At 69.5% G+C, this 22,999-nt stretch carries 21 protein-coding genes and 3 pseudogenes; 11 read left to right on the top strand and 13 right to left on the bottom strand.

The annotated features are described in order from the left end of the window. Window positions 1-226 precede the first annotated feature (226 nt). The 6 genes and pseudogenes from ACH4U7_RS40715 to ACH4U7_RS40690 all read left to right on the top strand — a co-directional run bounded on the left by ACH4U7_RS40715 (window position 227) and on the right by ACH4U7_RS40690 (window position 5,016). Entirely contained in the window at window positions 227-955 is a 729-nt protein-coding gene (locus ACH4U7_RS40715; RefSeq protein ID WP_398532814.1) for a dienelactone hydrolase family protein, read from the top strand. 76 nt (window positions 956-1,031) lie between these two features. Then, window positions 1,032-2,166 (top strand): annotated as a pseudogene (locus ACH4U7_RS40710) (IS630 family transposase). Beyond that, entirely contained in the window at window positions 2,166-2,747 is a 582-nt protein-coding gene (locus ACH4U7_RS40705) for a helix-turn-helix domain-containing protein (protein WP_398532813.1), read from the top strand. Before ACH4U7_RS40710 ends, ACH4U7_RS40705 begins: the two are co-directional and overlap by 1 nt. Window positions 2,748-2,776: 29 nt before the next feature. Beyond that, complete coding sequence (locus ACH4U7_RS40700; protein ID WP_398532812.1) at window positions 2,777-3,829, top strand: threonine aldolase family protein; 1,053 nt, start codon at window positions 2,777-2,779, stop codon at window positions 3,827-3,829. A 183-nt stretch (window positions 3,830-4,012) separates the two neighbouring features. Beyond that, window positions 4,013-4,420, top strand: a complete 408-nt coding sequence (locus ACH4U7_RS40695; RefSeq protein WP_398532811.1) for a hypothetical protein — start codon at window positions 4,013-4,015, stop codon at window positions 4,418-4,420. Between the two features lie 305 nt (window positions 4,421-4,725). Continuing rightward, entirely contained in the window at window positions 4,726-5,016 is a 291-nt protein-coding gene (locus tag ACH4U7_RS40690; protein WP_398532810.1) for a hypothetical protein, read from the top strand. Between the two features lie 58 nt (window positions 5,017-5,074). Here ACH4U7_RS40690 and ACH4U7_RS40685 read toward each other — a convergent pair whose 3' ends face one another. Beyond that, entirely contained in the window at window positions 5,075-6,055 is a 981-nt protein-coding gene (locus ACH4U7_RS40685; protein ID WP_398532809.1) for a helix-turn-helix transcriptional regulator, read from the bottom strand. Window positions 6,056-6,195: 140 nt separating this feature from the next. Here ACH4U7_RS40685 and ACH4U7_RS40680 point away from each other — a divergent pair, with 140 nt between their 5' ends. Next, window positions 6,196-6,933, top strand: a complete 738-nt coding sequence (locus ACH4U7_RS40680) for an NIPSNAP family protein (protein ID WP_398532808.1) — start codon at window positions 6,196-6,198, stop codon at window positions 6,931-6,933. Between the two features lie 20 nt (window positions 6,934-6,953). Here the strand turns inward: ACH4U7_RS40680 and ACH4U7_RS40675 are convergent, their stop codons facing one another. Together ACH4U7_RS40675 and ACH4U7_RS40670 are read right to left on the bottom strand one after the other, a co-directional pair. Beyond that, the gene (locus ACH4U7_RS40675) at window positions 6,954-7,481 is read right to left on the bottom strand and encodes a proline dehydrogenase family protein (protein ID WP_398532807.1); all 528 of its coding nucleotides are present in this window, start codon (window positions 7,479-7,481) and stop codon (window positions 6,954-6,956) included. An 8-nt stretch (window positions 7,482-7,489) separates the two neighbouring features. Next, on the bottom strand, window positions 7,490-7,933 hold the full coding sequence (locus ACH4U7_RS40670) for a hypothetical protein (RefSeq protein WP_398532806.1): 444 nt from the start codon (window positions 7,931-7,933) through the stop codon (window positions 7,490-7,492). 262 nt (window positions 7,934-8,195) lie between these two features. Here ACH4U7_RS40670 and ACH4U7_RS40665 point away from each other — a divergent pair, with 262 nt between their 5' ends. Further along, window positions 8,196-9,170: a phosphotransferase family protein gene (locus ACH4U7_RS40665; protein WP_398532876.1), complete on the top strand. Its 975-nt coding sequence runs from the start codon at window positions 8,196-8,198 to the stop codon at window positions 9,168-9,170. Between the two features lie 103 nt (window positions 9,171-9,273). Here the strand turns inward: ACH4U7_RS40665 and ACH4U7_RS40660 are convergent, their stop codons facing one another. Together ACH4U7_RS40660 and ACH4U7_RS40655 are read right to left on the bottom strand one after the other, a co-directional pair. Next, a complete protein-coding gene (locus tag ACH4U7_RS40660; RefSeq protein ID WP_398532805.1) occupies window positions 9,274-10,794 on the bottom strand; it encodes a PQQ-binding-like beta-propeller repeat protein in 1,521 nt (506 codons plus the stop codon). 264 nt (window positions 10,795-11,058) lie between these two features. Beyond that, entirely contained in the window at window positions 11,059-12,060 is a 1,002-nt protein-coding gene (locus ACH4U7_RS40655; protein WP_398532804.1) for an AraC family transcriptional regulator, read from the bottom strand. Between the two features lie 82 nt (window positions 12,061-12,142). Here ACH4U7_RS40655 and ACH4U7_RS40650 point away from each other — a divergent pair, with 82 nt between their 5' ends. After that, the gene (locus ACH4U7_RS40650) at window positions 12,143-13,009 is read left to right on the top strand and encodes an SDR family oxidoreductase (RefSeq protein ID WP_398532803.1); all 867 of its coding nucleotides are present in this window, start codon (window positions 12,143-12,145) and stop codon (window positions 13,007-13,009) included. 126 nt (window positions 13,010-13,135) lie between these two features. Here the strand turns inward: ACH4U7_RS40650 and ACH4U7_RS40645 are convergent, their stop codons facing one another. Then, window positions 13,136-14,437, bottom strand: coding sequence for an MFS transporter (locus ACH4U7_RS40645; protein WP_398532802.1), 1,302 nt, complete (start codon window positions 14,435-14,437; stop codon window positions 13,136-13,138). A gap of 26 nt (window positions 14,438-14,463) precedes the next feature. On the opposite strand from ACH4U7_RS40645, the gene ACH4U7_RS40640 reads away from it, so the two are divergent. Next, entirely contained in the window at window positions 14,464-14,988 is a 525-nt protein-coding gene (locus ACH4U7_RS40640; protein ID WP_398532801.1) for a CGNR zinc finger domain-containing protein, read from the top strand. Between the two features lie 351 nt (window positions 14,989-15,339). On the opposite strand, the gene ACH4U7_RS40635 is transcribed toward ACH4U7_RS40640, so the two are convergent. The 4 genes and pseudogenes from ACH4U7_RS40635 to abc-f form a co-directional block, all read right to left on the bottom strand. Continuing rightward, entirely contained in the window at window positions 15,340-16,329 is a 990-nt protein-coding gene (locus tag ACH4U7_RS40635) for a BtrH N-terminal domain-containing protein (RefSeq protein WP_398532800.1), read from the bottom strand. Window positions 16,330-16,492: 163 nt separating this feature from the next. Beyond that, a complete protein-coding gene (locus ACH4U7_RS40630) occupies window positions 16,493-17,791 on the bottom strand; it encodes an erythromycin esterase family protein (RefSeq protein ID WP_398532799.1) in 1,299 nt (432 codons plus the stop codon). 90 nt (window positions 17,792-17,881) lie between these two features. Then, a pseudogene (locus ACH4U7_RS40625) lies at window positions 17,882-18,553 on the bottom strand (CatB-related O-acetyltransferase). 46 nt (window positions 18,554-18,599) lie between these two features. Beyond that, window positions 18,600-20,219 carry a ribosomal protection-like ABC-F family protein gene (gene abc-f / locus ACH4U7_RS40620; RefSeq protein ID WP_398532798.1) on the bottom strand — a complete coding sequence of 540 codons (1,620 nt, stop codon included), beginning with the start codon at window positions 20,217-20,219 and terminating at the stop codon, window positions 18,600-18,602. Window positions 20,220-20,375: 156 nt separating this feature from the next. On the opposite strand from abc-f, the gene ACH4U7_RS40615 reads away from it, so the two are divergent. Beyond that, the gene (locus ACH4U7_RS40615; RefSeq protein WP_398532875.1) at window positions 20,376-21,029 is read left to right on the top strand and encodes a TetR/AcrR family transcriptional regulator; all 654 of its coding nucleotides are present in this window, start codon (window positions 20,376-20,378) and stop codon (window positions 21,027-21,029) included. On the opposite strand, the gene ACH4U7_RS40610 is transcribed toward ACH4U7_RS40615, so the two are convergent. The 3 genes and pseudogenes from ACH4U7_RS40610 to ACH4U7_RS40600 all read right to left on the bottom strand — a co-directional run. Further along, window positions 21,012-21,566: an enoyl-CoA hydratase/isomerase family protein gene (locus tag ACH4U7_RS40610; protein WP_398532874.1), complete on the bottom strand. Its 555-nt coding sequence runs from the start codon at window positions 21,564-21,566 to the stop codon at window positions 21,012-21,014. The two genes, ACH4U7_RS40615 and ACH4U7_RS40610, sit on opposite strands and share 18 nt — an antisense overlap. A 263-nt stretch (window positions 21,567-21,829) precedes the next feature. Next, complete coding sequence (locus ACH4U7_RS40605) at window positions 21,830-22,606, bottom strand: SDR family NAD(P)-dependent oxidoreductase (protein ID WP_398532797.1); 777 nt, start codon at window positions 22,604-22,606, stop codon at window positions 21,830-21,832. A gap of 3 nt (window positions 22,607-22,609) precedes the next feature. Further along, window positions 22,610-22,996 (bottom strand): annotated as a pseudogene (locus ACH4U7_RS40600) (acyl-CoA dehydrogenase family protein); the annotation flags it as partial. Between the last annotated feature and the right edge of the window lie 3 nt (window positions 22,997-22,999).

Below are 22,999 nucleotides of genomic sequence, written 5' to 3'. Positions count from 1 at the left end.
GGCCTCCGGCATGATCCGCCGGACAGGCCCCTAGCCAGTGCCGCATCAGGCAACGTTCGCCCTGGCGAGGTGCGGGTGATGATCTTTGTGATACCTTCGGCGTCGCCGTGCACCACTGCACATTCGAGGAGGTGAGTCCGATCAACGCTGTGACCAGTCGGGGCTCCCTCCTTTGCATGGCCTAGGGAGCGCCCGCACAAGGCATCCCGAAAGGCTTGAAACGCTGATGCGCTTCACCTCCCAGACGTCGTCGGACGGCGTCACCGAACAGTTCTTCACCCTCGACGAGATCCCTGGCGTGCTGTGGACGCCGGAAGACGCCTGCGGTACTCGTCCCCTGATTCTGCTGGGCCACGGCGGCGGGCAACACAAGACGGCCCCCGGCACCGTGTCCCGCGCGCGCCGCTACGCCGCCGAGGGTTTCGCGGTCGTTGCGATCGACGCGCCCAACCACGGAGACCGGCCCAAGGACAAGGAGTTCGGCCGGATCGCGGCCGAGATGCGGGCCGGCATGGCCGCCGGTGAGAATCCGGGCGCGCTTGTCGCCGGCATGCACAGCTATCTGGCCCCTCAGGCCGTCGCGGACTGGCAAGCGGTCCTGACCGCGGTCCAGCGCCTCGACCAGGTCGGCGTCGGCCCCGTGGGCTACTGCGGCATGTCGATGGGCTGCGGGCTCGGCATCCCGCTTATTGCCGCAGAACCCCGGATTCGCGCGGCGGTGCTGGGCCTGCTCGGCGTGCACGGGCTGGCCGAGGACGCCGGGCGGATCACCGCGCCGGTGCAGTTCCTGGTCCAGTGGGACGATCAGATGGTGCCGCGGGACCAGAGCCTGGTGTTGTTCGACGCCCTGGCCTCGGCTGAGAAGACGCTGCACGCCAACCCCGGAAAACACGGGGATGTGCCGTGGTTCGAAGTAGACAGCTCGCTGCGGTTCTTCGCCCGGCATCTGAGCTGACACGAGATCCCAGTACCCGGCGCGCGCCGGCCCGGAACTCGTTCCCGGCCAGCGCGTTCGGTCCAGACTGTTCGGCATGGCCGAGCGGGTGCAGGTGCGGGAGTTCGATGACGACGAGGGCAGGCGGCTGCTGCGGATCGTCCGCAGGGGCACCGGGTCGGTGGTGACCTGGCGGCGGGCGCAGATGGTGCTGCTGTCAGCCCAGGGGCATGAGCGTGGCGAAGATCGCCGAGGTGACGTTCACCAGCGCGGACCGGGTCCGAGACGTGATCCACAACTTCAACACCGACGGCTTCGACGCGCTCTACCCGAAGTACAAGGGCGGCCGACCGAGGACGTTCACGCTGCCCGAACGCCGGGAGATCAAGAAGATCGCCAAGTCCAAGCCGGCTGCGCACGGCCTGCCGTTTTCGATCTGGAGCCTGGCCAAATTGGCCGACTTCCTGGTCGCCGAGGGTGTGGTCGACGACATCAGCCACGAGGGCCTGCGGGTCCTGCTCCGCGAGGAGGGCGTCTCCTTTCAACGCGTGAAGACCTGGAAGACCTCCCGCGACCCCGACTACGCCACCAAGAAGGCCCGGGTCGGGCACCTCTACGCCATCGCCGACGGCGAGGTGATCCCCGAGGAGGGCGAGCCCGAAGTCGTCTTCTGCCTGGACGAGTTCGGCCCGCTCAACCTCCAACCGCACCCCGGACGGCAGTGGGCCGAACGCGGCGGCCGACACAAGGACCCCGACCGCGAACCCAGACCCCGCCGCCGGGCGACCTACACCCGCCCGCACGGGGTCCGGCACCTGTTCGCCGCCTACGACCTGGGCAAGGACAAGCTCTACGGCCACATCAAGAAGACCAAGAACCGCTCCAAGTTCCTGGAGTTCTGCCGCTACCTGCGCAGCCTCTATCCCGCGACGGTGCGGATCGCCATCGTCTGTGACAACTACTCCCCGCACCTGACCACGAAGCGGTGCCGACGGGTCGAGACGTGGGCCGAGGCGAACAACGTGGAGATCGCCTACACCCCGACGAACTCCTCCTGGCTGAACCGGATCGAGGCGCAGTTCACCGCCCTGCGCTACTTCACCCTCGACGGCACCGATCACCAGAGTCACAAGGAGCAGGGCAGCATGATCCGCCGCTACATCATCTGGCGGAACAAGCACGCCCAGGACGAGCGCCTAGTGTCGTATTCCGCCGCTCACGGGGCGCGGTGATGGCCCCGCCGTCCGGGCAGTCGACGAGCAGCACCGCCGCGGCGGTGGGAGCGCAGATCCGTTGGCGTCGTGAACAGCGAGGGATGAGCGGTTCCGAACTGGCGAGGCGCGCGGGCCTGAGCAAGGCGACGCTGTCGCAACTGGAGGCCGGTAAGGGGAATCCGACGATCGAGACGCTCGACGCGCTCGCGATCGCGCTCAGGATCCCGCTCAGGATCCCGCTGACCGACCTGCTGACCCGCGACACCGACCCCGGCCCGGTGTTCGTCGCCGGCACCGACCTCGCCGAGGACGAGGTCGGCCGGGAACTGCTCCGCCGGATCAGCAGCGGCCACAGCCTGGAGATCTGGCGGCTGCGGATGCCTGCCCACACCGAGTTGGCGGGCGTGCCGCATGCGACCGGTACCGTGGAGCACCTGCTGGTCGCCACGGGTCGGCTGACCGCCGGGCCCACCGACAGCCCGCGCCTGCTGGGGGCGGGCGATCTGCTCGCCTTCGCCGGCGACGCCCCCCATGTCTACCGCACCGGCACCGAACCGGCGGACGTCACCGTCGTCATCGCCTCGCCCATCGTCAGCTGAGAGCCACCCCGAAAGTCAGGGCCCACACCATGAGCACGACCACCCCCTACGCTCGCGCCTTCACCAGCGACAACGTCGCCGGGGCCGCACCGCAGATCATCGACGCCATGGCCCGGGCCGCCGCCGGGCCGGCCGCACCGTACGGCGCGGACAGCTTCACCGCCGACGTACGGCGCCGCCTGTGCGATATATTCGACCGTGACGTCGATGTACTGCTCGTCTCCACCGGCTCCGCGGCCAACGCCCTGAGCCTGGCAGCCCTCACCCCGCCCTGGGGCAGCGTGCTGTGCCACCGCGACAGCCACATCAACAACGACGAATGCGGCGCGCCCGAGTTCTACACCGCGGGCGCCAAGCTCGTCCCGCTCCCCGGCGACGATGCCAAGATCGACCCCGAGGCGCTACGGGCGGCCGCCCGGCACAAGCGGGGGGACGTACACAGTGTGGAGCCTTCCGTGGTGAGCATCACCCAGGCCACCGAGACCGGCGCCGACTACACCCTCGACGAACTCCACACCCTCGGATCCATCGCCAAGGAAGCGGGCCTGCGCCTCCACATGGACGGTGCACGCTTCGCCGGCGCCGTCGCCGCCCACGGCTGCACCCCCGCCGAGATGACCTGGCAGGCCGGCGTCGACCTGCTTTCCTTCGGGGCCACCAAGAACGGCACCATGACCGCCGACGCCATCGTCGTCTTCGACCGCTCCCTCACCCCCGAACTCGCCTTCCGCGCCAAGCGCGCCGGCCAACTTGCCTCCAAGATGCGCTTCCACGCCGCCCAGCTCGCCGCCTACCTGACCGACGACCTGTGGCTGCACAACGCGACCCATGCCAACGCCGTGGCCGCCCGCCTCCAAGAAGGGCTCAAGGCCCTGCCGGACATCGGCTTCCCCGGCGCGGTCGAGGCCAACGTCGTCTTCTGCCGCCTGCCCCAGCGCGTCATCGACGGACTCCTGTCCGAGGGCTTCGCCTTCTACCACGACCGCTGGGAGCCGGGAGTCGTCCGCTTCGTCACCTCCTTCGCGACCACACGGGAGGACGTCGACGGCCTGGTGAACGCCGTCCGCCGGCTTACTGCCTGACCATTTCGGGGAGCGGAGCCTCCTTTTCAGGCACCCGCTGCATGCTGGTGGACACGCACTCTCGTACAGGCAGAGCGAGGAGTTATGTACAGCTTCTCTCTCATAGAAGGCACATGCTGGTCTGGCAGCACCAAGTTGGAGCACATAGCGATACACAACAACCTGCCGTCGACAGAGTCAGGTGTGGTCGACTACATCTGCTCGCAGGGCGCGTTCGACCTCACACCAGGAACGCAGCAAACCCTTGTGCTGCGGGTCTACCAGCAAGGCGAACCTGTCATGGAACGTGACCTGTTTCCGTACCTTCGACTGAGGATCCCTGGCTTCGCCGAGATGGGTTTCAACGAAGACCACGAACCTATCGGAGGCGAGCCGGAGCCGGGCAGTGATGCCGAGGGGATCGACGACCCCGAGTTGCTGATGGACATGGCAGCCGAGGCCCTGATCGAGCACGGCGAAGAAGCCGTGGTGACGGTCCACTGGGCCCGGCTACTCCTCCCCACGCTGAGGCAACCGCTGCTTCCTGAGGAGGCCGGGATCAAGCTTGATGGGCGAGACCTGCGCTACGGGACCAACGAGACCCTGACCTGATTCTCGCTCGTGGCCTGGTCGCTCGGATGGTGCAGCAGCAACCGGCCAATACCGCGGGACAATTGCCAGGACTCGTGACTCCTCAGCCACCTTTGCCTCGATTATGGTGACCGCCGGGGGTGGGTGAGGGTGGAACCGGACCCGACAGGGATGCTCGAACGGCCGGGGAAGCGACATCGGAGGCATGTTTTCCGGCTGCTGGTTGCCTTGAGTTCGGTCGCCCTCGTCTGGTTGGCCTTGTGGCAGTACCGGCAAGTCGAGCGGTTGGTCACGGGGGAGCGGGCCGACGTGCTGGACGTGCGGCAGTGCTCCACTCACAACTACAAGGGAACGCAGCTGTACACCTGCCGCGCAAGTGGCGTTTCTCCGACGAGCGTACGGGCGAGGGGGATGTCGACGCGGGCACCGAGCCGATGAGGAAGGGCTCCACGGTGTTCGCCGGCGATGACTGGGGATACCGCTCGCGTGGCGATCTGATGGGCTCGGTGCTGCCGGAGGCCGGGGTCTTCCTGCTGGTACTCGGCGAACTGGCTGTCTTGCTGGTCATCTCCCGGTTGGGGCGAAGGCGTGGCTATACGCTGCCGCGCGGCCGCTGAAACCTCGCCCCCGTCTGAAGAACCCGGTGACCACGACCGCCGGACGCGCGTCCTGACGTCAGCGGAGTCCGTAGGCCCGGGCGAGTACGCCCACGGTGGCGGCCATGGCCTGGCGCAGTTCGGCCGGCGCGACGACCTCGACGTCGATGCCGAGGCGCAGCAGTTCGCCGCATGCGTGGTAGGTGCTCTCGGTCGGGATGACGGCCTCGACCCACCCTTCGTCGCCGACGGCGGTCGCGGTGGAGTCGACTGCCCGTACCACCTCCGGGGGGACGTTGTCGGGCAGGCGTCGGCGTCCCTGTGGGGACAGCCGGATGGTGGCGGTGCCGGTGTAGCGGCGTGCCTGGAAATCGTCGAGGTAGGAGGTCCAGTACGCGCCCAGGTCGAATCCCTGCGGCCGGTCGAACCGTTCGTCGGTCAGCACCGCGTCGAGGACTTGGGCGACCCGGTAGGTGGCGATCCGGCTGTCCGTGGCGGCGGCCACGAGATACCAGGTTCCGGATTTGAGCACCAGGCCGTAGGGGCGTAGGCGGCGGTTGACCTCATGCGGCGCACGCCAACGGCGATAGCACACATCCACCGCACGCCCGGTGAGCACCGCATCGACGAACAAGGGCAGCTGCGGCGTCTGTTCGGGCTCCCGGTACCAGCCGGGAGCGTCCAGGTGGAACACCGCGGCGGTCCGCGCCGCCTCCTCGCGCAGTCCCGTCGGCAGCGCGGCCAGCAGCTTCAGCCGTGCCGCCGTCACCTCCGCCGCGAGGCCCAGGTCGGCGGCGGGCCCGGGCAGTCCGGCGAAGAACAGCGCACGTGCCTCGCCCTCACTCATCCCGGTCAGGCGGGTGCGATAGCCGTCGAGCAGCTGATAGCCGCCCCCGCGGCCCGGCTCCGCGTAGACCGGGACCCCGGCAGCCTGTAGCCGTGCCAGATCACGGTAGGCGGTCCGGATGGATACCCCCAGCTCATCGGCGACCCCGCGCGCGGACATGCGGCCACGGGATTGCAGCAACAACAGCAGCGACAGCAATCGACCTGCAGACATGGGCGCATTCTCCCCGGAAACCCTGACAGCCCCTGGCACACGGCTCCTCTAGCGTCAATGCACATCCGGCTCCGGCCGAAGGACCAGCCGGAAAGCCACCCCCGAACACCCGAAGAAGAGCACCGAACAGGAGTTCCGCCGTGTCACCCACCGACCCCGTCGGCCGCCCAGCTGTGATCGAGCTTCGCCAGTACACGCTGCGTCCCGGCCGACGTGATGAGCTCATCGAGCTGTTCGACCGGGAGTTCGTCGAAACGCAGGAAGAGACCGGGATGGTCGTGCTCGGCCAGTTCCGGGACCTTGACGATCCGAACCGCTTCGTCTGGCTGCGCGGGTTCCGGGACATGGCGGTACGGCACCGTGCGCTGACGGCCTTCTACAGCGGACCTGTCTGGGCCGAGCACGGTCCCCAGGCCAACGACACCATGGTTGACTCCGACGATGTCCTGTTGCTGCGGCCCCTGTCGGACGGGAGCGGCTTCGCCGTCTGCCCGCCCGAGCGGCCCCAGGCCGGTGCTCCGGCACCGGACCGGTTCGTGTCCGCCACCGTGTGGTCCTTCCCTCCCGGACGGCCCGACGGCATCGCACTCATCCGGGACGGCCTCCTCCCCGTGCTCCACAAGACGGGACCCGCGCCACTCGCCGTCCTGACCACCGAGACGGCGCACAACACGTTCGCCAGGCTGCCGGTCCGCACCGGAGAGAACGTCGCCGCGGTCTTCACCTCGTACCCCGACGAAAGTGCGTATCGCCGGCACCTCGCCGAAGTGCGGGACCACCCCCTCACCCGGGAGTTTCTGCCGGGCATCGAGAGCGAACAGACAGCAGCCCCCCGGACACTGCGCCTGGCGCCCACAGGCCGCTCGCTCATCTCCTGACTCCTCAGCTGAACCGGCCCCTACCAGCCGGCGGCGTCGGTGACGGCGCGGAAGAACCGTTGCGGTTCTTCCGCGATCCGGTTGCACACATACAGCCACCACTCAGTGCCGTAGACGACGTACTCCCGGGTGGGGTGACCCTTGTCCCGCATGGCGGCAACCCGATCGGGACCCAGTCCGAGCAGGGTCTCGACCTCCCACGGCGCGGCCTGGTCGTGCGCACGGCCGGCCAGCATCGGCTCCAGCGCATCGAGCATGTTCCAGTCGTGGGTGGCGAAGGAGCACAGGTGGCCATTGTCGACCAGGGCTTGGGCACAGTTCAGATACGCCTCGTGCAGCTCGCGGCTGCCACGTGGACAGGCGATCGTCTCCGGTTCGAAGAATGATCCCTTGGCCAATCGGATCCGCCCCGGGCGGCGCAGCAAGGCGGGCAGGTCGTCGACAGTCCTGTGCAGCCGCGCCTGAATGGTGATCCCCACGCGGTCGAACTGCTCACACAGTGCGCCGTGAACGTCGAGGACCGCATCGGTGCGGTCCGATCCCTCCATGGAGAGGATCATCTCCTGGCCCGCGGCTCGGTCGCCTCGGCGATCCGCCGGCCGTTGCGCAGCGCCAACCCGGCATCCACGGCAAGGCCGATGTGGGACAGGTCAAGCGAGACGGAGCAGTCGTGCCCGGCCGCGGCCAGACGCTCACTCACGTCCACGAAAACGTCTGTCGCGGCATTGGCGCGGTCGGCGTCTCGGCAGCTCTCACGCATGTAGTCCACGGTGGCGCGATGTCCGCGCTGGTTGCTCTCGGCAACCTGCGCCAGCGCTTCGGCCACCGTCTCGCCGGCCACGTACCGGCGGGCGATGCGCCGCGCCAGGGGTCCTGGCATCGGATCGGACGGCACTTGCTCCTTGAGCTTCTCATCGAGCGCCAACCGGCGGATCACGTCGGCGACTTGGGTTGAAGAGACGTCATCGCCGACCGTACTGGCTGCATCCTGCTGGGCCATATGCCACCTCACTACTGAGAACAGACACGAGGCGACACTAACCGAACGTTCGGTCGGTACGCAGGATCGGCGGTGAGTCCCGGATCGCCATCAGGTTGTCACGAACGCGGCCACATACGGCCGAGGTCTGGGCCGAGGTCTGGCTCGGCGCCTCGGATGCGGAAAACCCATCGCTCCCGTGCCGATGCTCCCGTAGGGTACGCGGGTTGTGGTGGCGGGTTGTGGTGGAGGAGAGGCAGTTCGGAACGTGGCACCCAGGTCAGTGACGAGGGAGCAGGTGGCGAGTGCAGCGCGGGCCGCGCTGGGCGGCGGGCGGCGGCTGGTGGCGGCCCCGCGGGTGGCGGGCGGCAGTAAGAAGGGCGTCTACCGCCTGGTGATGGACGACGCGACGACGGCGATCGCCTACCTGTGGGACGACGCCGAGAACTACTGGCCGACGGCCGAGGGCGACGACGACCTCACCGACCCGTTCTCGCCCGGTCTCGGGCTCGGCCTGTTCGAGGCCGCGCACGCGCGGCTGGATGCACTCGGCATCCGCGTCCCGGCAATCCGTCTCGTCGACCGCGACGGCGCCCACTGTCCGGCCGACCTCGCGATCGTCGAGGACATCCCGGGCGAGAACCTGGAGGAACTACTCGCGCGCGACCCACGCGCGGCTGCCCCGGTCATGGCCCGGCTCGGGGAAGCACTGGAGGCCATGCGGCGTCATCGGGTCCCCACGTACGGCAAGGTGGCCGTGGTAGACGGAGGAGGAACGTCGCGCGGGACGTCGTGCGAGGGAGTCGTCCTGGACCGTGCGCTGCGGGACCTTGCCGAGGCGGCGTCGCGTGATCCCCGGATCGTGGCAGCTCGCGATCGGCTGGAGGAGCGACTGCTGAGCCTGGCGGCCGCGGTGCGGCCGCGCGCGCTGTACGCGGTCGTGCACGGCGAACTGGGGCCCGACCATGTGCTGGTGGACGCGGACGGGAACCCCGTGGCAATCGATATCGAGGGCTCGATGTACTTCGACGTCGAGTGGGAGCACGTCTTTCTGCAGATCCGCCTGCACGACGCCTATCGACCGCTGGCGGTGGACGGACTGGACGAGGACCGGCTGAAACTCTACATGCTGGCACAGCGGCTCTCGCTGACGGCGGGGCCACTGCGGCTGCTCGACGGGGACTTCCCCGACCGGGCGTTCATGGCCGGCATCGCCGAGTACAACCTGAAGAAGACGCTGGAACTGGTCCGCGGCTGAACGCCGCCCCTGGCGTCTCATTCCGGGTGTCGTACTCACGGCCTTCTTCTGGTCCTGTGGCCGTGAGTACGACATTCCCCGGACCTGGGCAACGGACCGCCGGCTAGTGGTTCGTGTACGCCAGCGTCATGGGGATGCGGTTGGTGTCGCCCTCGGAGTAGCCGCTCCCACGGTGCAGGAAGAGCCGGCCGTCCGCGTAGAGCGCGGGGTGCTTGACGTCCTTGTCGGCCAGGGTCTGCAAGCCGAGACGCGCCTCGTCCGGAAGCTGTAGCAGCGTGGTGGCCTTCCCGGTGTCGGGGTCCAGCCGCAGGACGCGACCGGCCGTCGAGACATCGCCCTTCTGGAGTGCGATCAGCGCCTTGCCGTCGGCACGCACCGGGATCAAGGTTGACTTCCCCGGCGCCTTGAACGTCTGGATCCGTGTGCCGGTGCGCAGGTCGAACGCCGTGATCTGGTTGGCCTTGCCGTAAGCGTGCGGGTCGCTGGCGAGGTAGGCGGTGTCTCCTGCCACGACGGTGGCGGCGCAGGTGCCGGCGTCGCCGCAGCCGGCGATGTAGTCATCGCCGAGTTCGATGGTGGACTGCACCTTGCCCTGCTCGGAGACGGTCACCAACTGCTCGGCGTCGAGGCCGTTGTCGCTTTGGATCAGGCCGACCACGAGCGGCATGCTGGAGATCAGCCAGGCGCCGCCCTTGGCCTTCGGGATCTCGTACTTCCAGGTCGCCTTCCCGGACCGCGGGTCACGCTCTCCGACCCGGAACCGCATGCCGTCGGCGGTTCGGCAATAGGCGAGGGTGAGCAACTGCTCGCTTCCGCCGAGGTGTTCCTCCTGGAAGCATCCCTTCGCCGGGGCGTCCCACAGCGGGGAGCCGCTGGAAGCGTCGAACGCGGCGGATCCGCTGGGCCAGCCCGCGGCAGCGACGGTGTCGCTGATGGCGACGGTCAGGTCCGCGCCGCGGCCGATGCCGTCGTCCGTGAGCGGTTTCTCCCACACCTTGGTGCCCTTGTTCACGTCGATCACCGCGAACCGTGTGCAGTCGCTGCTCCGCTCGCTCGTTGACTCGCGGATCACGACGGCGATCAGGCCGTTGCGAGTGACGTCACGGGAGACCTGGCACAGGCCGCCGGAGAGATTGACGGTCCAGGCGAGCTTGCCGGTCGTCAGGTCGTAGCCGGTGACGGAGTTCTTCGCACCGGAGGCGTAATAGCGGGATGTGACCCAGGTGCCGGGCGTCGCGACGTACTCGGCACCGTTCACCTCGGGCGCGGCCACCTGAAAAAGCTCCCGGCCCTTGACGCTGGTGGGCTTCGGCGTGGCCGACGCGGATGTGCCGCCTGGCTTCCCGCCGGCTCGCTCGGGGCCGGGGTCGCCGGAGTCGCCCGAGTCGCGCAGCAGGACAGCGGTGCCGGCACCGATGACCACTAACGCGGCGAGGACGCAGCCGACGATGACCGCGAGCCGGCGCCGCCCGCCACCAGGGCCACCGGGACCGCCGGGACCACCGGGGCCGGTCGGTGCCGGGGCGTACGAGGGCGGCTGGGGGTAAGGGGTCTGGGCCTGGTACGGCCCAGGCTGATGCGGCGGCCAGCCTTGTGCCGGGGGCGGCACGGGCGGTTGCGACATGAAAAGCTGCTCTCCTTCGTATGAGGTGTGCGGGTCTTGCATGGTCACGCCAATCATGCTCCCAGGCGTGAACGTCTCAACGGAGGCGGGAGGGTCCGCCCCGCCCCATCCCGCCGCGGACCGGGGAAAGTGCAGGTGGCGGTGTGAATTGCCCACGAGCCACTGGCTGTTGGTCGGCGTGTCCAGGATCAATCGCGTCTGAAGGGCGGAGGGCAGCGGGTATCTGCCTGGCCGAGTATGGCCACGACGGATCTGAACTCGGCCTTACGGTGGCGGCGGTGGGGAGCCGATGACCTCGTCGGTCATGGCGTCCAGGTCGCCTTGGTCGCGGATCTGGCGGCGCCAGAGCGAGGGGCTGACGCCTCGGGCGCGCTTGAATGCCACGCTGAAGGCGAACGCGTCCTCGTACCCCACCTCGTGGGCCACTGCGGAGACGGTCGCCTCGGTGTCGCGGAGCAAGTCCGCTCCCAAAGTCATGCGCCAGCCGGTGAGATAGGTGAGCGGGGGTTCGCCGGCCAGGGCTCTGAAGCGAGCGGCGAAAGCGGCGCGGGACATGCCGACCTTGGCGGCCAACTCGGCAACCGTCCACCGATGGGCGGGATCCTCATGCAGCAGGCGCAGCGCGTCGCCGATCGCGGGATCGGCCAGCGCCTGGTACCAGGCGGGCGCCCGCTCTGAGCCGGCACACCATGCCCGCAACGCCAGCACGAGCACGAGATCCAGCAGCCGGTCGAGGACGGCGTCCTGACCGGGTTCGTCGTGGGCGACCTCGGCGGCCAGTAGGTCCAGCGCCGCCCGGGTCCGCGGCCCGGAGGGCACGACTGCCAGCGGTGGGAGCATGTCCAGCAGGCGGTCGCCCACGTCGCCGCGGAGTTCGTAGGCGCCCCGGAGCATGATCGTGGCCCCGGACAGGCCGTCGCCGTACGTACGGGGTGCCAGGCTCCAGTGAGCGCCCGGCGCTTCTCTGTCCCCGTCGATGACGTGTTTCTTTCCCCCCTGGATCACGACCTGAGGTGGGGTGGAAGGAGCGTCGGCGATTGTGTACCGGCCGGGTGCGGTGATGAGGGCGATGTCGCCGGCGGCGAGGCGTACCGGTGCGGTGCCCGCGTCATCGAGCCGTACCGAGGCGTGGCCGGCGAGCGTGGTCACAACCGTGAGCGGTGGGGCGTCGGCGAAGGTCAGCGACCATGGAGGACGCTGGATCAGCTGCCTGACCAGCGCATTCCTGGCACGGGCCCGGTGTAGCAGATCGCTGAGGACGTCCATGACGTGAGATTAGACGATCACAAAGGTGGTGACGACGTTCTCCCATGGAACGTCTACGACGTCATGGAGTTCTCTGGACGGTATGAACAACATCCTCGTCCTCGGCGGCACCGGCAAGACCGGCAGCCGCATCGCCCGGCGCCTGAAGGCCGCCGGCCGGCCGGTCCGTACTGCGTCCCGCACCAGCGGCGATATCCCCTTCGACCTGGACAACCCGACGAGCTGGGCGCCCGCGCTCGACGGCGTCACCGCCGCCTACCTCGTGGAGCCCAACTTGCAGATGAGCGCGGACCGCCAGGCGCGCATCCCCCGGTTCGTGACCGAGGCGGTGGCCGCGGGTGTGCGGCGGTTGGTGCTGCTGTCCGCCCCGCGCGCCGGCGAGGACGGCCACCCCCTGCATGCCGCCGAGCAGGCCGTGCGCGGCTCCGGTGTCGACTGGACCATCCTGCGTCCCAACTGGTTCTCGCAGAACTTCAGCGAGGGCCCCTGGTTGCCCGGCATCCTCGACGGAACCCTGGCCCTGCCCACCGGCGACGGGCGCACGCCCTTCATCGACGCCGAGGACATCGCCGAGGTCGCCACGTCGGCGCTGACCGAAGACCGCCACAACACCCAGATCTACGAGTTGACCGGCCCACGGGCGATCAGTTTCGGCGAAGCGGCCAACCTCATCGCCAAGGCCACCGGGCGCACGATCCGACACGTCGACATCGCCCCAGATGCCTTCATCGAGCGCCAGATCAACGCGGGCGCCTCACCCGACGTCGCGCGACTGCTCACCGAACTCCTCACAGCCATCGGCAACGGCTCGGGCGCCGCGCTCTCCGACGACGTGGAGCGAGCCCTCGGCCGGCGGCCCAGGAGTTTCGAGAACTTCGTCACCGAGACCGCGGTCGCGGGGCGCTGGAACGAAAGTTCCCCCGCCTCGGCTGTGGGTGCCGGTTCCTGAACCGCGCAGCGCCTCCCCGGTAGTTGCCGGGGAGGCGCTGCGGTTTCGAGGCTCGGAAACAGGTACCAGTCTTGTCGTTCACCATTCGGAGGCTTCTGTTTCGGACACTGGACACCAGCGATGCCTTCATCGGGGTGTGCCAGCCCGGTGGCCACCTTCGCCACTGCGGCTGCGGCGTTCCGCGTTGGCCGTGACCGCCAGGGCGACAGTGGTCAGCAGGGACAGCAGTGCCCAGGCCGGGGTGAAGCTGCCGGTGAGGTCGACCAGCAGGCCGAGCGTGGGCGGCACCGTGACGATGGCGATCTGGTTGACGGACATGGCCAGGCCCAGGGCGAAGCCGGTCTTGCCCGGTGGGGCCGCCTCGGTGACGTAGGCGACCCATGGGCCGTACCAGCCGAAGCCGAAGAAGCCCAGCCAGACGAAGACGACGGAAGCGACGACCGGTGTCCGTCCGGCCGGTGTCATCAGCACGGCCAGCCCGGCGATCACGGCGACCATGCAGACCAGCACGATGGCATAGCGCCCGGTCCTGCTCCGGTCGCTCCAGGCCGCCAGGCAGATCCGACCTGCAACGCCCGCACCCTGGGACGCCACCAGGATCAGGGCCGCCTGCCCGGCGCCGACCGATGACGCCTGGTGGAGGTGGAGCACCGTCAGGATGCCCACGCCGCACTGCACCGAGATCAGACTGGTCCCCGACAGCATGATCTTCACCGTGGACGGTTCACGGAGCATGCGCAGCCGGGCACGGAGCTGTGCCGCGAGCGGGTCCGACGGCTCCTTGCCCTGCTGCGGTGCGGGCGCGGCGGGCGGTGCGGGCAGTACGGGCGGCCGACGGTAGCAGCCCATGAAGAGCGCGGCTCCGAACAGCGCGACGAAGCCACCGGTCAGCAGCGTCGCCCGCCAGCCGAACTCCTCGGCGACGAGCGGGAGTACGGCCGAGGCGAGCGCCGCACCAAGCGGCAGCCCGGCCTGCCGGATGCCCATCGCGAAGCCCCGCTGTGACGCGTCGAACCAGGACGCCACCGACTTGCTCCCACCCGGCTGGACGGTGCTGTATCCCGCGCCGACCACCAGCAGAGCACCCAGCAGGGCCGCGTATCCCGGCGCCAGGCTCCCCGCGCCCAGAGCCAGCGCGACCACGCCGGCCCCGATCCCGACCACCCAGCGCTCGCTGTAGCGGTCCAGCAGTTCGCCGGCCACCAGCAGGCCGGCCAGCGGCACGAGTTGGGCCGCCGAGACCAGCAGACCCAGCTGCGCCGTGCTCAGGTCCAGGGCGCGCTGAAGGTGGACGCCGAGCGCTCCGATGCCGCCCACGAAGAAGCCGGACGCGGCCTGGGTGAAAGTGGCAATGCCCAGCACGATCCAGCGATAACGCCACGGGGCGGGGGCCTGGGATCTGGCGCGTCCGGCGGTTTGTTGTGTCATGCCGGCCACACTGCTGTAATGGCCTTATGCAGCTCAACCCTTACGGCGAGGACGCGGTGAACCTGGCCGCGGCCCTCGCCAACCGCCGGCCCGAGAGCGCGGATGAACTGGCGGACCGCTGCCGCGCCGCCGGGCTCACACTGGAGTGCCCGGTGACAGCGGACGACCTCGACCGCGCCCAGGCCGCACTGAACGCCTGGGAGCGGGTCGTCGACGCCGCCGGGGAGCAGGAGCGCGCCGATCTGCTGAACCGGATGCTGGCCGAGGCCGCCGCCTACCCCCGGCTGACCTCCCACGCCGGTACGGGCTGGCATCTGCACTACCGGGATGCGGAACAGCCGCTCGGCTCCGTACTGTTCACGCTGTTCGCGGTCGGCACCGCACTGCATCTGGCGGGCCGGGGCATGCAGCGGCTGCGGCGCTGCGAGGTGACCGAGTGCGATACGGCCTTCGCCGACACCTCGCGCACCGGACGACAGCGCTACTGCTCACAGCGCTGCGCCAACCGCGATGCCGTCCGCAGGCACCGGGCACGAGCCACGGTCCCCTGACCAGCCTTTGGGAGTCGGCGACGACGGTCCTGCTCGGGCGGATACTGACCCACGTCCCGCCCGAGGCGCACTTTGACGCAACCGATCCATGGGGCCGTGGTGATGGAGCGCGGAGGGTCGATGCTGCGGGTGAGGCTGAGGACGCCTCCGCCGTTGCGGTCCAGATCGCCCCGACACCGGCAGTGGTGTCGACATCGGCCGACACCACGGTCAGCACACGCCGCGGCATCCACCACGGCTGCGGCTCATCTCCCGCCTCCGCCCGCCGAATCACGCCCCGCAGGAAAATCTCCAACCGGGGTCCCGTCCACACAGCCTCTCCCCATGCCCGCATGCGCCGGGTTTGGGCTCTTACTGCCCCAGGCGGCTCAGCGTATGCATGGCCTCGCGCTCGATGCGTGAAAGATCGCGGAGGACGGTGCCTGCCTGTACGAGGCACTGCGCATCGCCTGATTCACCGGCTTTTGTGATCAGTGCTGCGACTTCCGTCCACAGGGTCGCTGCCTCGACGTACAGCTCGTGGCCGGTGCGCAGGTGGCTGCTGTCGAGGTGTTGGGCGCATTCGGCGAGGAAGTCGCGGTAGAGGTTACGGAACAGGGCGCCGCCCGTGCCCGCCTTCTCCATCAAGAGGGCAGCCTGGGGCAGGTCCCGCTGTGGGGTGTCGGTCCGCTGGAGCCATGTGCTTACCAGCTTGCCGGTCTTTTCGATGCCTCGGTGGCCGAGGTTGGCGATGGGCGGGTGGAGGAAGGCGTCGGCGCAGGCGGTGATGGCGGGAATGATCTGGCTCTGCGGGGAGGGCAGGTCGCTCGGGACGGTGAGGGTGAAGGACCGGTGTCTGGCGGTCATCGGGCCGCGCGCGGCCCTGGCCTGGGCGAGGCTGGTCAGGCTGGTGGATACCGTTCCGCCTTGCTGGTCGGTGTCCATCAGATAGGCGTCGTGGTCGTCGTAGCCGTACATGGCGACGACATGACCGCCGAAGTGCACCTTCGAGGCGAAATAGTCCAGGTGGTAGCTGTCGAGCTGAAGTCCGACGGGGTGGCCGGCGTCGATGGAGGACACCACGTTCTGCCATGCCTTGCGGGGGGAGGTGGTCTCCTGGACCAGGAGTTCCAGCCCGAGTCGGGTGGCCAGGTTTGTGGTGAGGTCGAAGGGCCTGACCCGTCCTCCGAGGAAGGGGAAGCCCATGTTCTTGCTGTCCCAGTAGATGAAGGACAGACCGGAACCGAGGCCGAAGAGCATGGGCTCGGACAGATCGAGTCCCTGGTGCCGCAACAGCACCCCGAGAGCCGTTGTCTCACAGTGCTGCGTACGGCGGGCATCAATGTCTATCACCGTGGTCATGCCATGCTTTCCTGGGTGGGGATGATCAGCCGGGTCATGCGTTCTTCTTACGGGGCCTCTGCCAGATCGATGAGACACGCCTCAAGTACGGCAGTTTGGTACGCCACCATGGTGGACTCTCCCACGGTGGGAGAGTCCAACGACCACCCCTTGTCGGCCTGTGTCAGGTGTTTTCGAGGTTGCCGGCCACGGTGGAGATCGGGGTGTTGAGGATGGCGTCGAACGCCTCGAGGATGGGGGTGTGCAGGTAGGCGCTCTGCATCCGGATGCGGTCGGGGCCCTGGGCAACGGCGGCGTTGCCACGGGCCTCCGGGCGTGCCTGGCGGAGGTCGGCGATGCTGAGCCCGAGTTCGGCATCGGCGAAGGCGGCCTCGATGCTTCCCGGCTCGGGCGGCTCCAGCGCCGTGGTGTCGATGGCGAAACCGAAGCGTGCGTTCTCGTCGCGGCGCATGTCCGCGGTGTCTCCGGTGGTGCTCGTCAGGCCGAGGGCGACGTACTCATCGCCGAGCGCTCGGTGCAGATGCTGTCCCATCGGGAGCGTGGTGAGGTGGCCGTCGAAGGAGACCGATGTCTTCTGGATATGGGCGTTGTGGGCCGCCAGCACGATGCGGGTGCCGGGCTCGAAGCGCTCCAGGTGCCAGAGGACCGATTCGGCCATGTAGACCTCCCGGGCCGAGGTGTCGGCGGTCAGCCCCTTGCCGGCGAAGAGGTCGGCCATGGCGCGGAAGGTGTAGTCGCCGCGGCAGGCGCCTTCGAGGCGTCGCAGGGCGATGTCGTAGCTCTGCTGGTCGCCACGGGAGACGTACAGCGGTTCGACGGAGCGGAACCGGATGAGCAGGCGCGTCAGGGTCGCGCTGAGGGCGTCCTGTTCGGCGGTGGCGAGGCGGGCCCACGCGGGCGCGGCGTCGGCCGCGGAGCCACCGGCGAACGATTCGGCGATCCGCATCGCCGTCTGGACCATCGGCAGGGCTTCGGGATCGATGTGGCGCAGGTAGTCGGCGACCGGGGTCAGGGCGGGGAGCAAGGACCCACCGGCCGCCGGGATGTCGATGCCGGCGAAACGCACCGGTGGTGAGGTTGTGCGGTTGTGCCGGCGCATCCAGCGCAGCGGCTCCTCGAGTCCCACCGGGATCGCTGCGGCAAGGTGGGCCGACAGGCCGTCGTCCGTCCCCTCGCCCCGGGCCCATGCGTCGAGGGGGAACCCTTCGCTGAAGCCGTATTCGAAGGCCAGGACGGTGAAGCCGCAGCGTTCGGCCAGGAACCGCAGGATGCGCTCGCGCAGGATGGCGAACTCGTCGATGAAGTGGGAGTTTTCGCCGATCGCGACGACACGGGCTTCGCCGATGATGGCGCGCAGCGGCTCCAGGTCGTCGAGCGGCGCATCGGGGTCGAGGTGGGTGAGGGGGACGGCATGGGCGCGAAGCCAGTCGGCGAACGGGTTGTGGTGGGGCGAAGCAGACATGCTGACAGCTCGATTCTTGGCGCAGGAGTGTGGATGGATTGCCGATGCCGATGCCGATGCCGACGTCCGCAGAGCCGGTCGTCCGACGGTTCAGCGGTCCGTCGACCTGTGGGGCGGTGTGTGCCCGGGCGCCGCGTTCTCCAGGTCGTCGATGCTGCCGGACATGATCGTGCGGATGTGTTCGGTGATGTGCTGGAGCGGCCAGTCCCACCAGGCCACGGCCAGGAGGCGGTTGATGTCCTCGTCGCTGTGGCGGCGGCGGATGAGACGGGCGGGGTTGCCGCCGACAATCCCGTAGTCGGGGACGTCGTCGACGACGACGGAGCCGGAAGCGATGATCGCTCCGTGGCCGATACGGACGCCGGGCATCACCATGGCCCGGTATCCGAACCAGACGTCATGGCCCACCACGGTGTCACCCCGTCCGGGCAGGCCGGCGATGAGGTCGAAGTGCTCGGCCCAGGAGCCGCCCATGATGGGGAAGGGGAACGTCGAGGGGCCGTCCATGCGGTGGTTGGCGCCGTTCATGATGAACCGCACGCCCTCGCCCAGCGCGCAGAACTTCCCGATGACCAGCTTTTCCGGCCCGTAGTGGTACAGCACATTGCGGGTCTCGAAGGCGGTCGGGTCATCGGGATCGTCTTAGTAGGAGAACTCTCCGACCTCGATCAGCGGCGAGGTGATCAGCGGCTTCAGCAGCACCACCCGCGGCTGCTCGGGCATCGGATGTACGACGGTCGGGTCGGCGGGGACAGGTGGCATGAGGAATCGCTTCCTTTCCGAGGGGTGTCCGCGGCTCCGGTGGACCTCAGGCCCTGGCGGCGGACGTCGGAGTCGGCCGCATGGCCAGGCGGGTGCCCTGCCAGCGCCGGCGCAGCCGGCGATCGTGGCTGACGATGACGAGGGTGCCGTCGTACCCGGTCAGAGCGGTTTCCAGCTCTTCGACGAGGGCGGGCGACAAATGGTTGGTGGGTTCGTCGAGCAACAGGACGTCTGACGGCTCGCTGAGCAGTCGCGCCAGGGCGAGACGCTGCAGCTGCCCGGTGGACAGCCGGCCGACCGGCACCGTGAGCTGTTCGCGGTCGAACAGGCCGAGGGACAGCAGCCGTTCGGCGTGTCCGGCGGCCTCGCCCGCCCGTCCACGGGCGAAGGCGGCCAGCACGGTCTCGTCCGGTTTCCCGGGCTGCGGCTCTTGGGGGAGGTAGCCCACTCTGGCGCGGCGGGTGACGCTCCCGCTGTCGGGGGTGACGTCCCCGGCCAGCACGCGGAGCAGGGTGCTCTTGCCCGCTCCGTTCGGTCCCGTGATCAGCAGGCGCTCGCCCGCCTTGACGGTGACGCTCGTGCGGTCGAGCCGGGCCGTGACGGCGATGTCGGCGGCGTCGAGTACGGCGCCCTGCAAGCGGCGGGCCCGCAGTACGGGGGTGAAGCGCAGCGGCTCCGGCGGGGGCGGGACCGGGTCGGCGAGGAGGCGGCGCAGCCGTTCCTCGGCGTTGCGCACCCGGCCGGCCAGCGACTGCTGCACCCGGCCGCCCGCCCGGTCGTAGGCCATCTTGTTGCCGTCCTTCATCGGTCGGCCGGGGGCCACCTGGCGGGCGGTGGTCGCGGCGGCCTCGCGGAGCCGGTCGATGTCGGCCCGCCACTGGTCGTACGCCTGGGCCCAGCGCTGCCGGGCGGCGGCCTTCTCGGCGAGGTAGCCGGTGTAGCCGTTGCCGTATCGGACGACGCGGCGCCGGTCGGCGTCCACCTCCAGCAGGCTGGTGGCGACACGTTCGAGGAAGACCCGGTCGTGGGAGACCGCCACCGTGGTGCCCCGCCGGGTGCGCAGGTGTTCTTCCAGCCAGCTCAGGGCGGCGTCGTCGAGATGGTTGGTCGGCTCGTCCAGCAGCAGCACCTCCGGCGCGGCTGCCAGCACGGCGGCCAGCCGCAATCTGACCCGCTCTCCGCCGGACAGGCTGCCCACGGTACGGTCACGGCCCACCAGCCCCAGGCCGAGACCGTGCAGAGCGCGTTCCACCCGGGCGTCGGCGTCGTAGCCGCCGCGCAGTTCGAAGACCGTCATCAGCTCGCCGTACTCGGCCATGCCCGACTCGTCGCCGTCGGCCATCGCGGCCTCCAGACGGCGCATTCGCTGCTCGATGGTGCGTAGCTCGGTCAGGGCCCGGTCGATGATCTGCTGGACGGTGGCCTGCGGCTCCATCCGCTCGTTCTGGGCGAGACAGCCGACGCCGCCAGTGGCCTGGACGACGACTTCGCCCTGATCGGGCCGTTCACGCCCGGCGAGCAGGCGCAGCAAGGTGGTCTTGCCGGATCCGTTCTCACCGATGATCCCGGTGCGCTCGCCCGCGGCGAGCGAGCAGGTCACCGAGTCAAGAACGAGCCTGCCGTTGAAGGACTTGCTGACGGCGAGCGCGGTGATCTGTGTAGGCATGCGGAGACTCCAAAGCATTCGAGAACGAGGCGGCTGTCGAGGGCCGCGCGGCCGGGCGAACGCTTTGGAAGAGCATTGATCACTCCACTAGTGCGACAACTGATGCATTAAGATGTTGCCACAACGCCGTCCCCCTGAGCAAACGGACTTCCAGTGATCACTCCCACAGACCCAGAGCCAGAAGACACCCGGCCGCCGCCCACCCGACGCCGTCCCGGGGGCCGCACCGCCCGTACTCGTACGCAGGTACTCGACGCGGTCCGCGCGGAGCTCGGCGAACACGGTTATGACGGGCTCACCATGGACGCCGTCGCCGCCCGCTCCGGCGTGCACCGCACCACGGTGTACCGGCGCTGGGGGGATGTCGGCGGCCTGCTCGCCGACGTCCTCGACGCGGCGAGCGACGACGACTGGCAGCCACCGGACACCGGGTCACTGGAAGGCGATCTGGCAGCGCTGAACCAGGAGATCCAGACAGCCATGGCCGCACAGCCGCCGATCATGGCGGCGCTGATCGCCGCCTCGTTCCGCTCGGAGAAGGCCGCCGAGGCCCAACAGCGGCTCTGGGAAGACCGGTACGCCCGCTGCGAGATCGTCGTCAGCCGTGCCGTCCGGCGCGGCGACATCCCACCGCGAACCGACGCCCGGCGACTGCTCATCGCCGCCACCGCGCCGCTCTACCACCAGCTGGTGCTCCTCCGCACACCACACGACCCGCAACTGCCCGGCCACGCGGCGAGAACCGCCGTCCTCGCCGCAGCCGCGGGCGCCTTCGCCGAGACCGAGCCTCCGTCAGCGGACGACACCTGAGGCTCGCAGTCCGTGACGGTCCGGGACGGTGGTGTGTCGGTTGCTTTCACCGCTCGGCGGCGAGCGGCGCGCCGAACTGCCGAGGAAGTGTCGGAGAGGTGTCGATGGCCTCGTCGAGGCGGTGCGTTCCCGGCCGATGCGGGGCGGGAGGCTCGCTGTTCCCCCGGCGCCCGGGATCAGGCCCATTTCCGTTTCGGGGAGGCGGATCACGGTGTCCGGCGCCGCCAGGACACGCCCCGCGAACGCCGCCAGCTCGATGCCCGCTCCCACGCACGCGCCGTGCAGATGGGCGGTCACCTTGGGCCCGCACCGCTGGAGCAGAGCCGCCGGGCTGCGGTGTACGCGCACCCGGTGTGCCTCGGCGGGATCCCGTGCGGTGCCGAACTCGGCGAGGTCGCCCCCGCTGCAGAACGCGGGCCCGTGGCCATGCAGGTCGACCACGGTGATCGACGGGTCGGCCACCGCGACCTCCAGGGCCTCGCACAGGGCGTCACGCGTGGCCGCGTCGACGGCGTTGCGTACCCAGGGGCGGTCCAGTACGACGGTCAGACGGTCGCCGTCCCGCCGGAGTCGGACCGGCTCGGCGGCGGGACGGGGAGGGCATCGAGCCTCAAACAGCGCTGCGACTCTTCCTCGGTCGCGCGCAATACCCCGCTCGCGTACGGCAGTTGAGGGTGAGCGGGGCGGCCGACCTGTGCCTGCTCCGCGTACCCCTGCGCGAGGCGCTGGACGCGCTGTCCGCCGATGTCGTACGGGCCGCGTACATCGGCGGTCAAGAGGTCACCCCATGAGCCGTCGCCTCAGACGCTGTACCCGCCGTCCACGCCCAGCGCCTGCCCGGTGATGAACCCGGCGCGCTCCGAGGCGAGGAACGCGACCGCCTCCGCGATGTCCTCCGCCCGGCCGAACCTGTGCAGCGGGATATTGCGCCGGGTGACGGCGAGGGCGTCCTCGTCGAGTTCGCCGGAGTCGATCAGCCGGGCCGCGATGCCGTCCGTGAGCATGCCGGGGGCGACGCAGTTGACGCGGACGCCGTACCGTCCCTCCTCGGCGGCGAGGGCGCGCGCCACCGCCTCGACCGCTCCCTTGGCACCCGACGACAGCCCGTCGCGGACCGGGAAGCGGCGGGTGGGGACCGTCGTCACGGCGACGACGCTGCCCCGGCTCTCCCGCAGCAGCGGCAGCGCGGGGTGGACGAGGTTGAACAACGCCACCGCGTCGGCTTCCAGTTGGGCACGGTACTGAGCGGGAGTGACCCTGCTCAGATGCCTCATCGGGACGTGCGGCCCGGCCGCGTACACCAGCGTGTGCAGGCCGCCGCCCGCCGCGGCGGTTTCGGTGACGGCCCGCGCGGTGGCCTCCTCATCGGTCAGATCCACGCGCACGGAGCCGACGTGGCGGCCGTACGCCGTCACCTCGCCGACGAGGGCGTCCGCCGCTTCCTTGTTGGACCGGTAGGTGAAGGCGACGTCGCTGCCGCGCTCCGCGAGGAGCCGGGCGACGGCCGCTCCGATGCCACCGGTGCCGCCCGCGACGAGGGCGACGCCCGGCCGGTCGGCGAAGTCGTGCACGGACATGTCTCACAACCCCAGGGACTTGGCGATGATGACCTTCATGACCTCACTGATCCCGGCGTAGATACGGGTGATGCGCGCGTCCGCGTACAGCCGCGCGATCGGGTACTCCAGCATGTAGCCTTATCCGCCGAAGAGTTGAAGACATCGGTCGACGGCACGGGCCTGCATTTCCGTGCAGAACAGCTTGACCTTCGCGGCGTCGGCGCCGTGGAGCCGACCGTCGACCAGGTCGAGCACGGCACCGTCGAGCATGGTTTGCGCGGCCTCGACCTCGGCGGCCACGGCGGCGAGTTCGAACTTGGTGTTCTGGAAGGACGCGACCTGCGTCCCGAACACCTTGCGCTCCCTGACATACGCGATCGTGGCATCGAGCGCCGCCCGGGCCTGCGCCAC

The organism is Streptomyces sp. NPDC020845 (assembly GCF_044334165.1).
GTDB lineage: Bacteria > Actinomycetota > Actinomycetes > Streptomycetales > Streptomycetaceae > Streptomyces.
This window is presented reverse-complemented; position numbering and strand designations above follow the sequence as displayed.

Coding starts and splice junctions, on each gene's coding strand:
- ACH4U7_RS40715 (WP_398532814.1), top strand. CDS start 227: ATGCGCTTCACCTCCCAGACGTCGTCGGACGGCGTCACCGAACAGTTC.
- ACH4U7_RS40705 (WP_398532813.1), top strand. CDS start 2,166: ATGGCCCCGCCGTCCGGGCAGTCGACGAGCAGCACCGCCGCGGCGGTG.
- ACH4U7_RS40700 (WP_398532812.1), top strand. CDS start 2,777: ATGAGCACGACCACCCCCTACGCTCGCGCCTTCACCAGCGACAACGTC.
- ACH4U7_RS40685 (WP_398532809.1), bottom strand. CDS start 6,055: ATGTCTGCAGGTCGATTGCTGTCGCTGCTGTTGTTGCTGCAATCCCGT.
- ACH4U7_RS40675 (WP_398532807.1), bottom strand. CDS start 7,481: ATGGAGGGATCGGACCGCACCGATGCGGTCCTCGACGTTCACGGCGCA.
- ACH4U7_RS40670 (WP_398532806.1), bottom strand. CDS start 7,933: ATGGCCCAGCAGGATGCAGCCAGTACGGTCGGCGATGACGTCTCTTCA.
- ACH4U7_RS40660 (WP_398532805.1), bottom strand. CDS start 10,794: ATGTCGCAACCGCCCGTGCCGCCCCCGGCACAAGGCTGGCCGCCGCAT.
- ACH4U7_RS40655 (WP_398532804.1), bottom strand. CDS start 12,060: ATGGACGTCCTCAGCGATCTGCTACACCGGGCCCGTGCCAGGAATGCG.
- ACH4U7_RS40650 (WP_398532803.1), top strand. CDS start 12,143: ATGAACAACATCCTCGTCCTCGGCGGCACCGGCAAGACCGGCAGCCGC.
- ACH4U7_RS40645 (WP_398532802.1), bottom strand. CDS start 14,437: ATGACACAACAAACCGCCGGACGCGCCAGATCCCAGGCCCCCGCCCCG.
- ACH4U7_RS40640 (WP_398532801.1), top strand. CDS start 14,464: ATGCAGCTCAACCCTTACGGCGAGGACGCGGTGAACCTGGCCGCGGCC.
- ACH4U7_RS40635 (WP_398532800.1), bottom strand. CDS start 16,329: ATGACCACGGTGATAGACATTGATGCCCGCCGTACGCAGCACTGTGAG.
- ACH4U7_RS40630 (WP_398532799.1), bottom strand. CDS start 17,791: ATGTCTGCTTCGCCCCACCACAACCCGTTCGCCGACTGGCTTCGCGCC.
- abc-f (WP_398532798.1), bottom strand. CDS start 20,219: ATGCCTACACAGATCACCGCGCTCGCCGTCAGCAAGTCCTTCAACGGC.
- ACH4U7_RS40605 (WP_398532797.1), bottom strand. CDS start 22,606: ATGTCCGTGCACGACTTCGCCGACCGGCCGGGCGTCGCCCTCGTCGCG.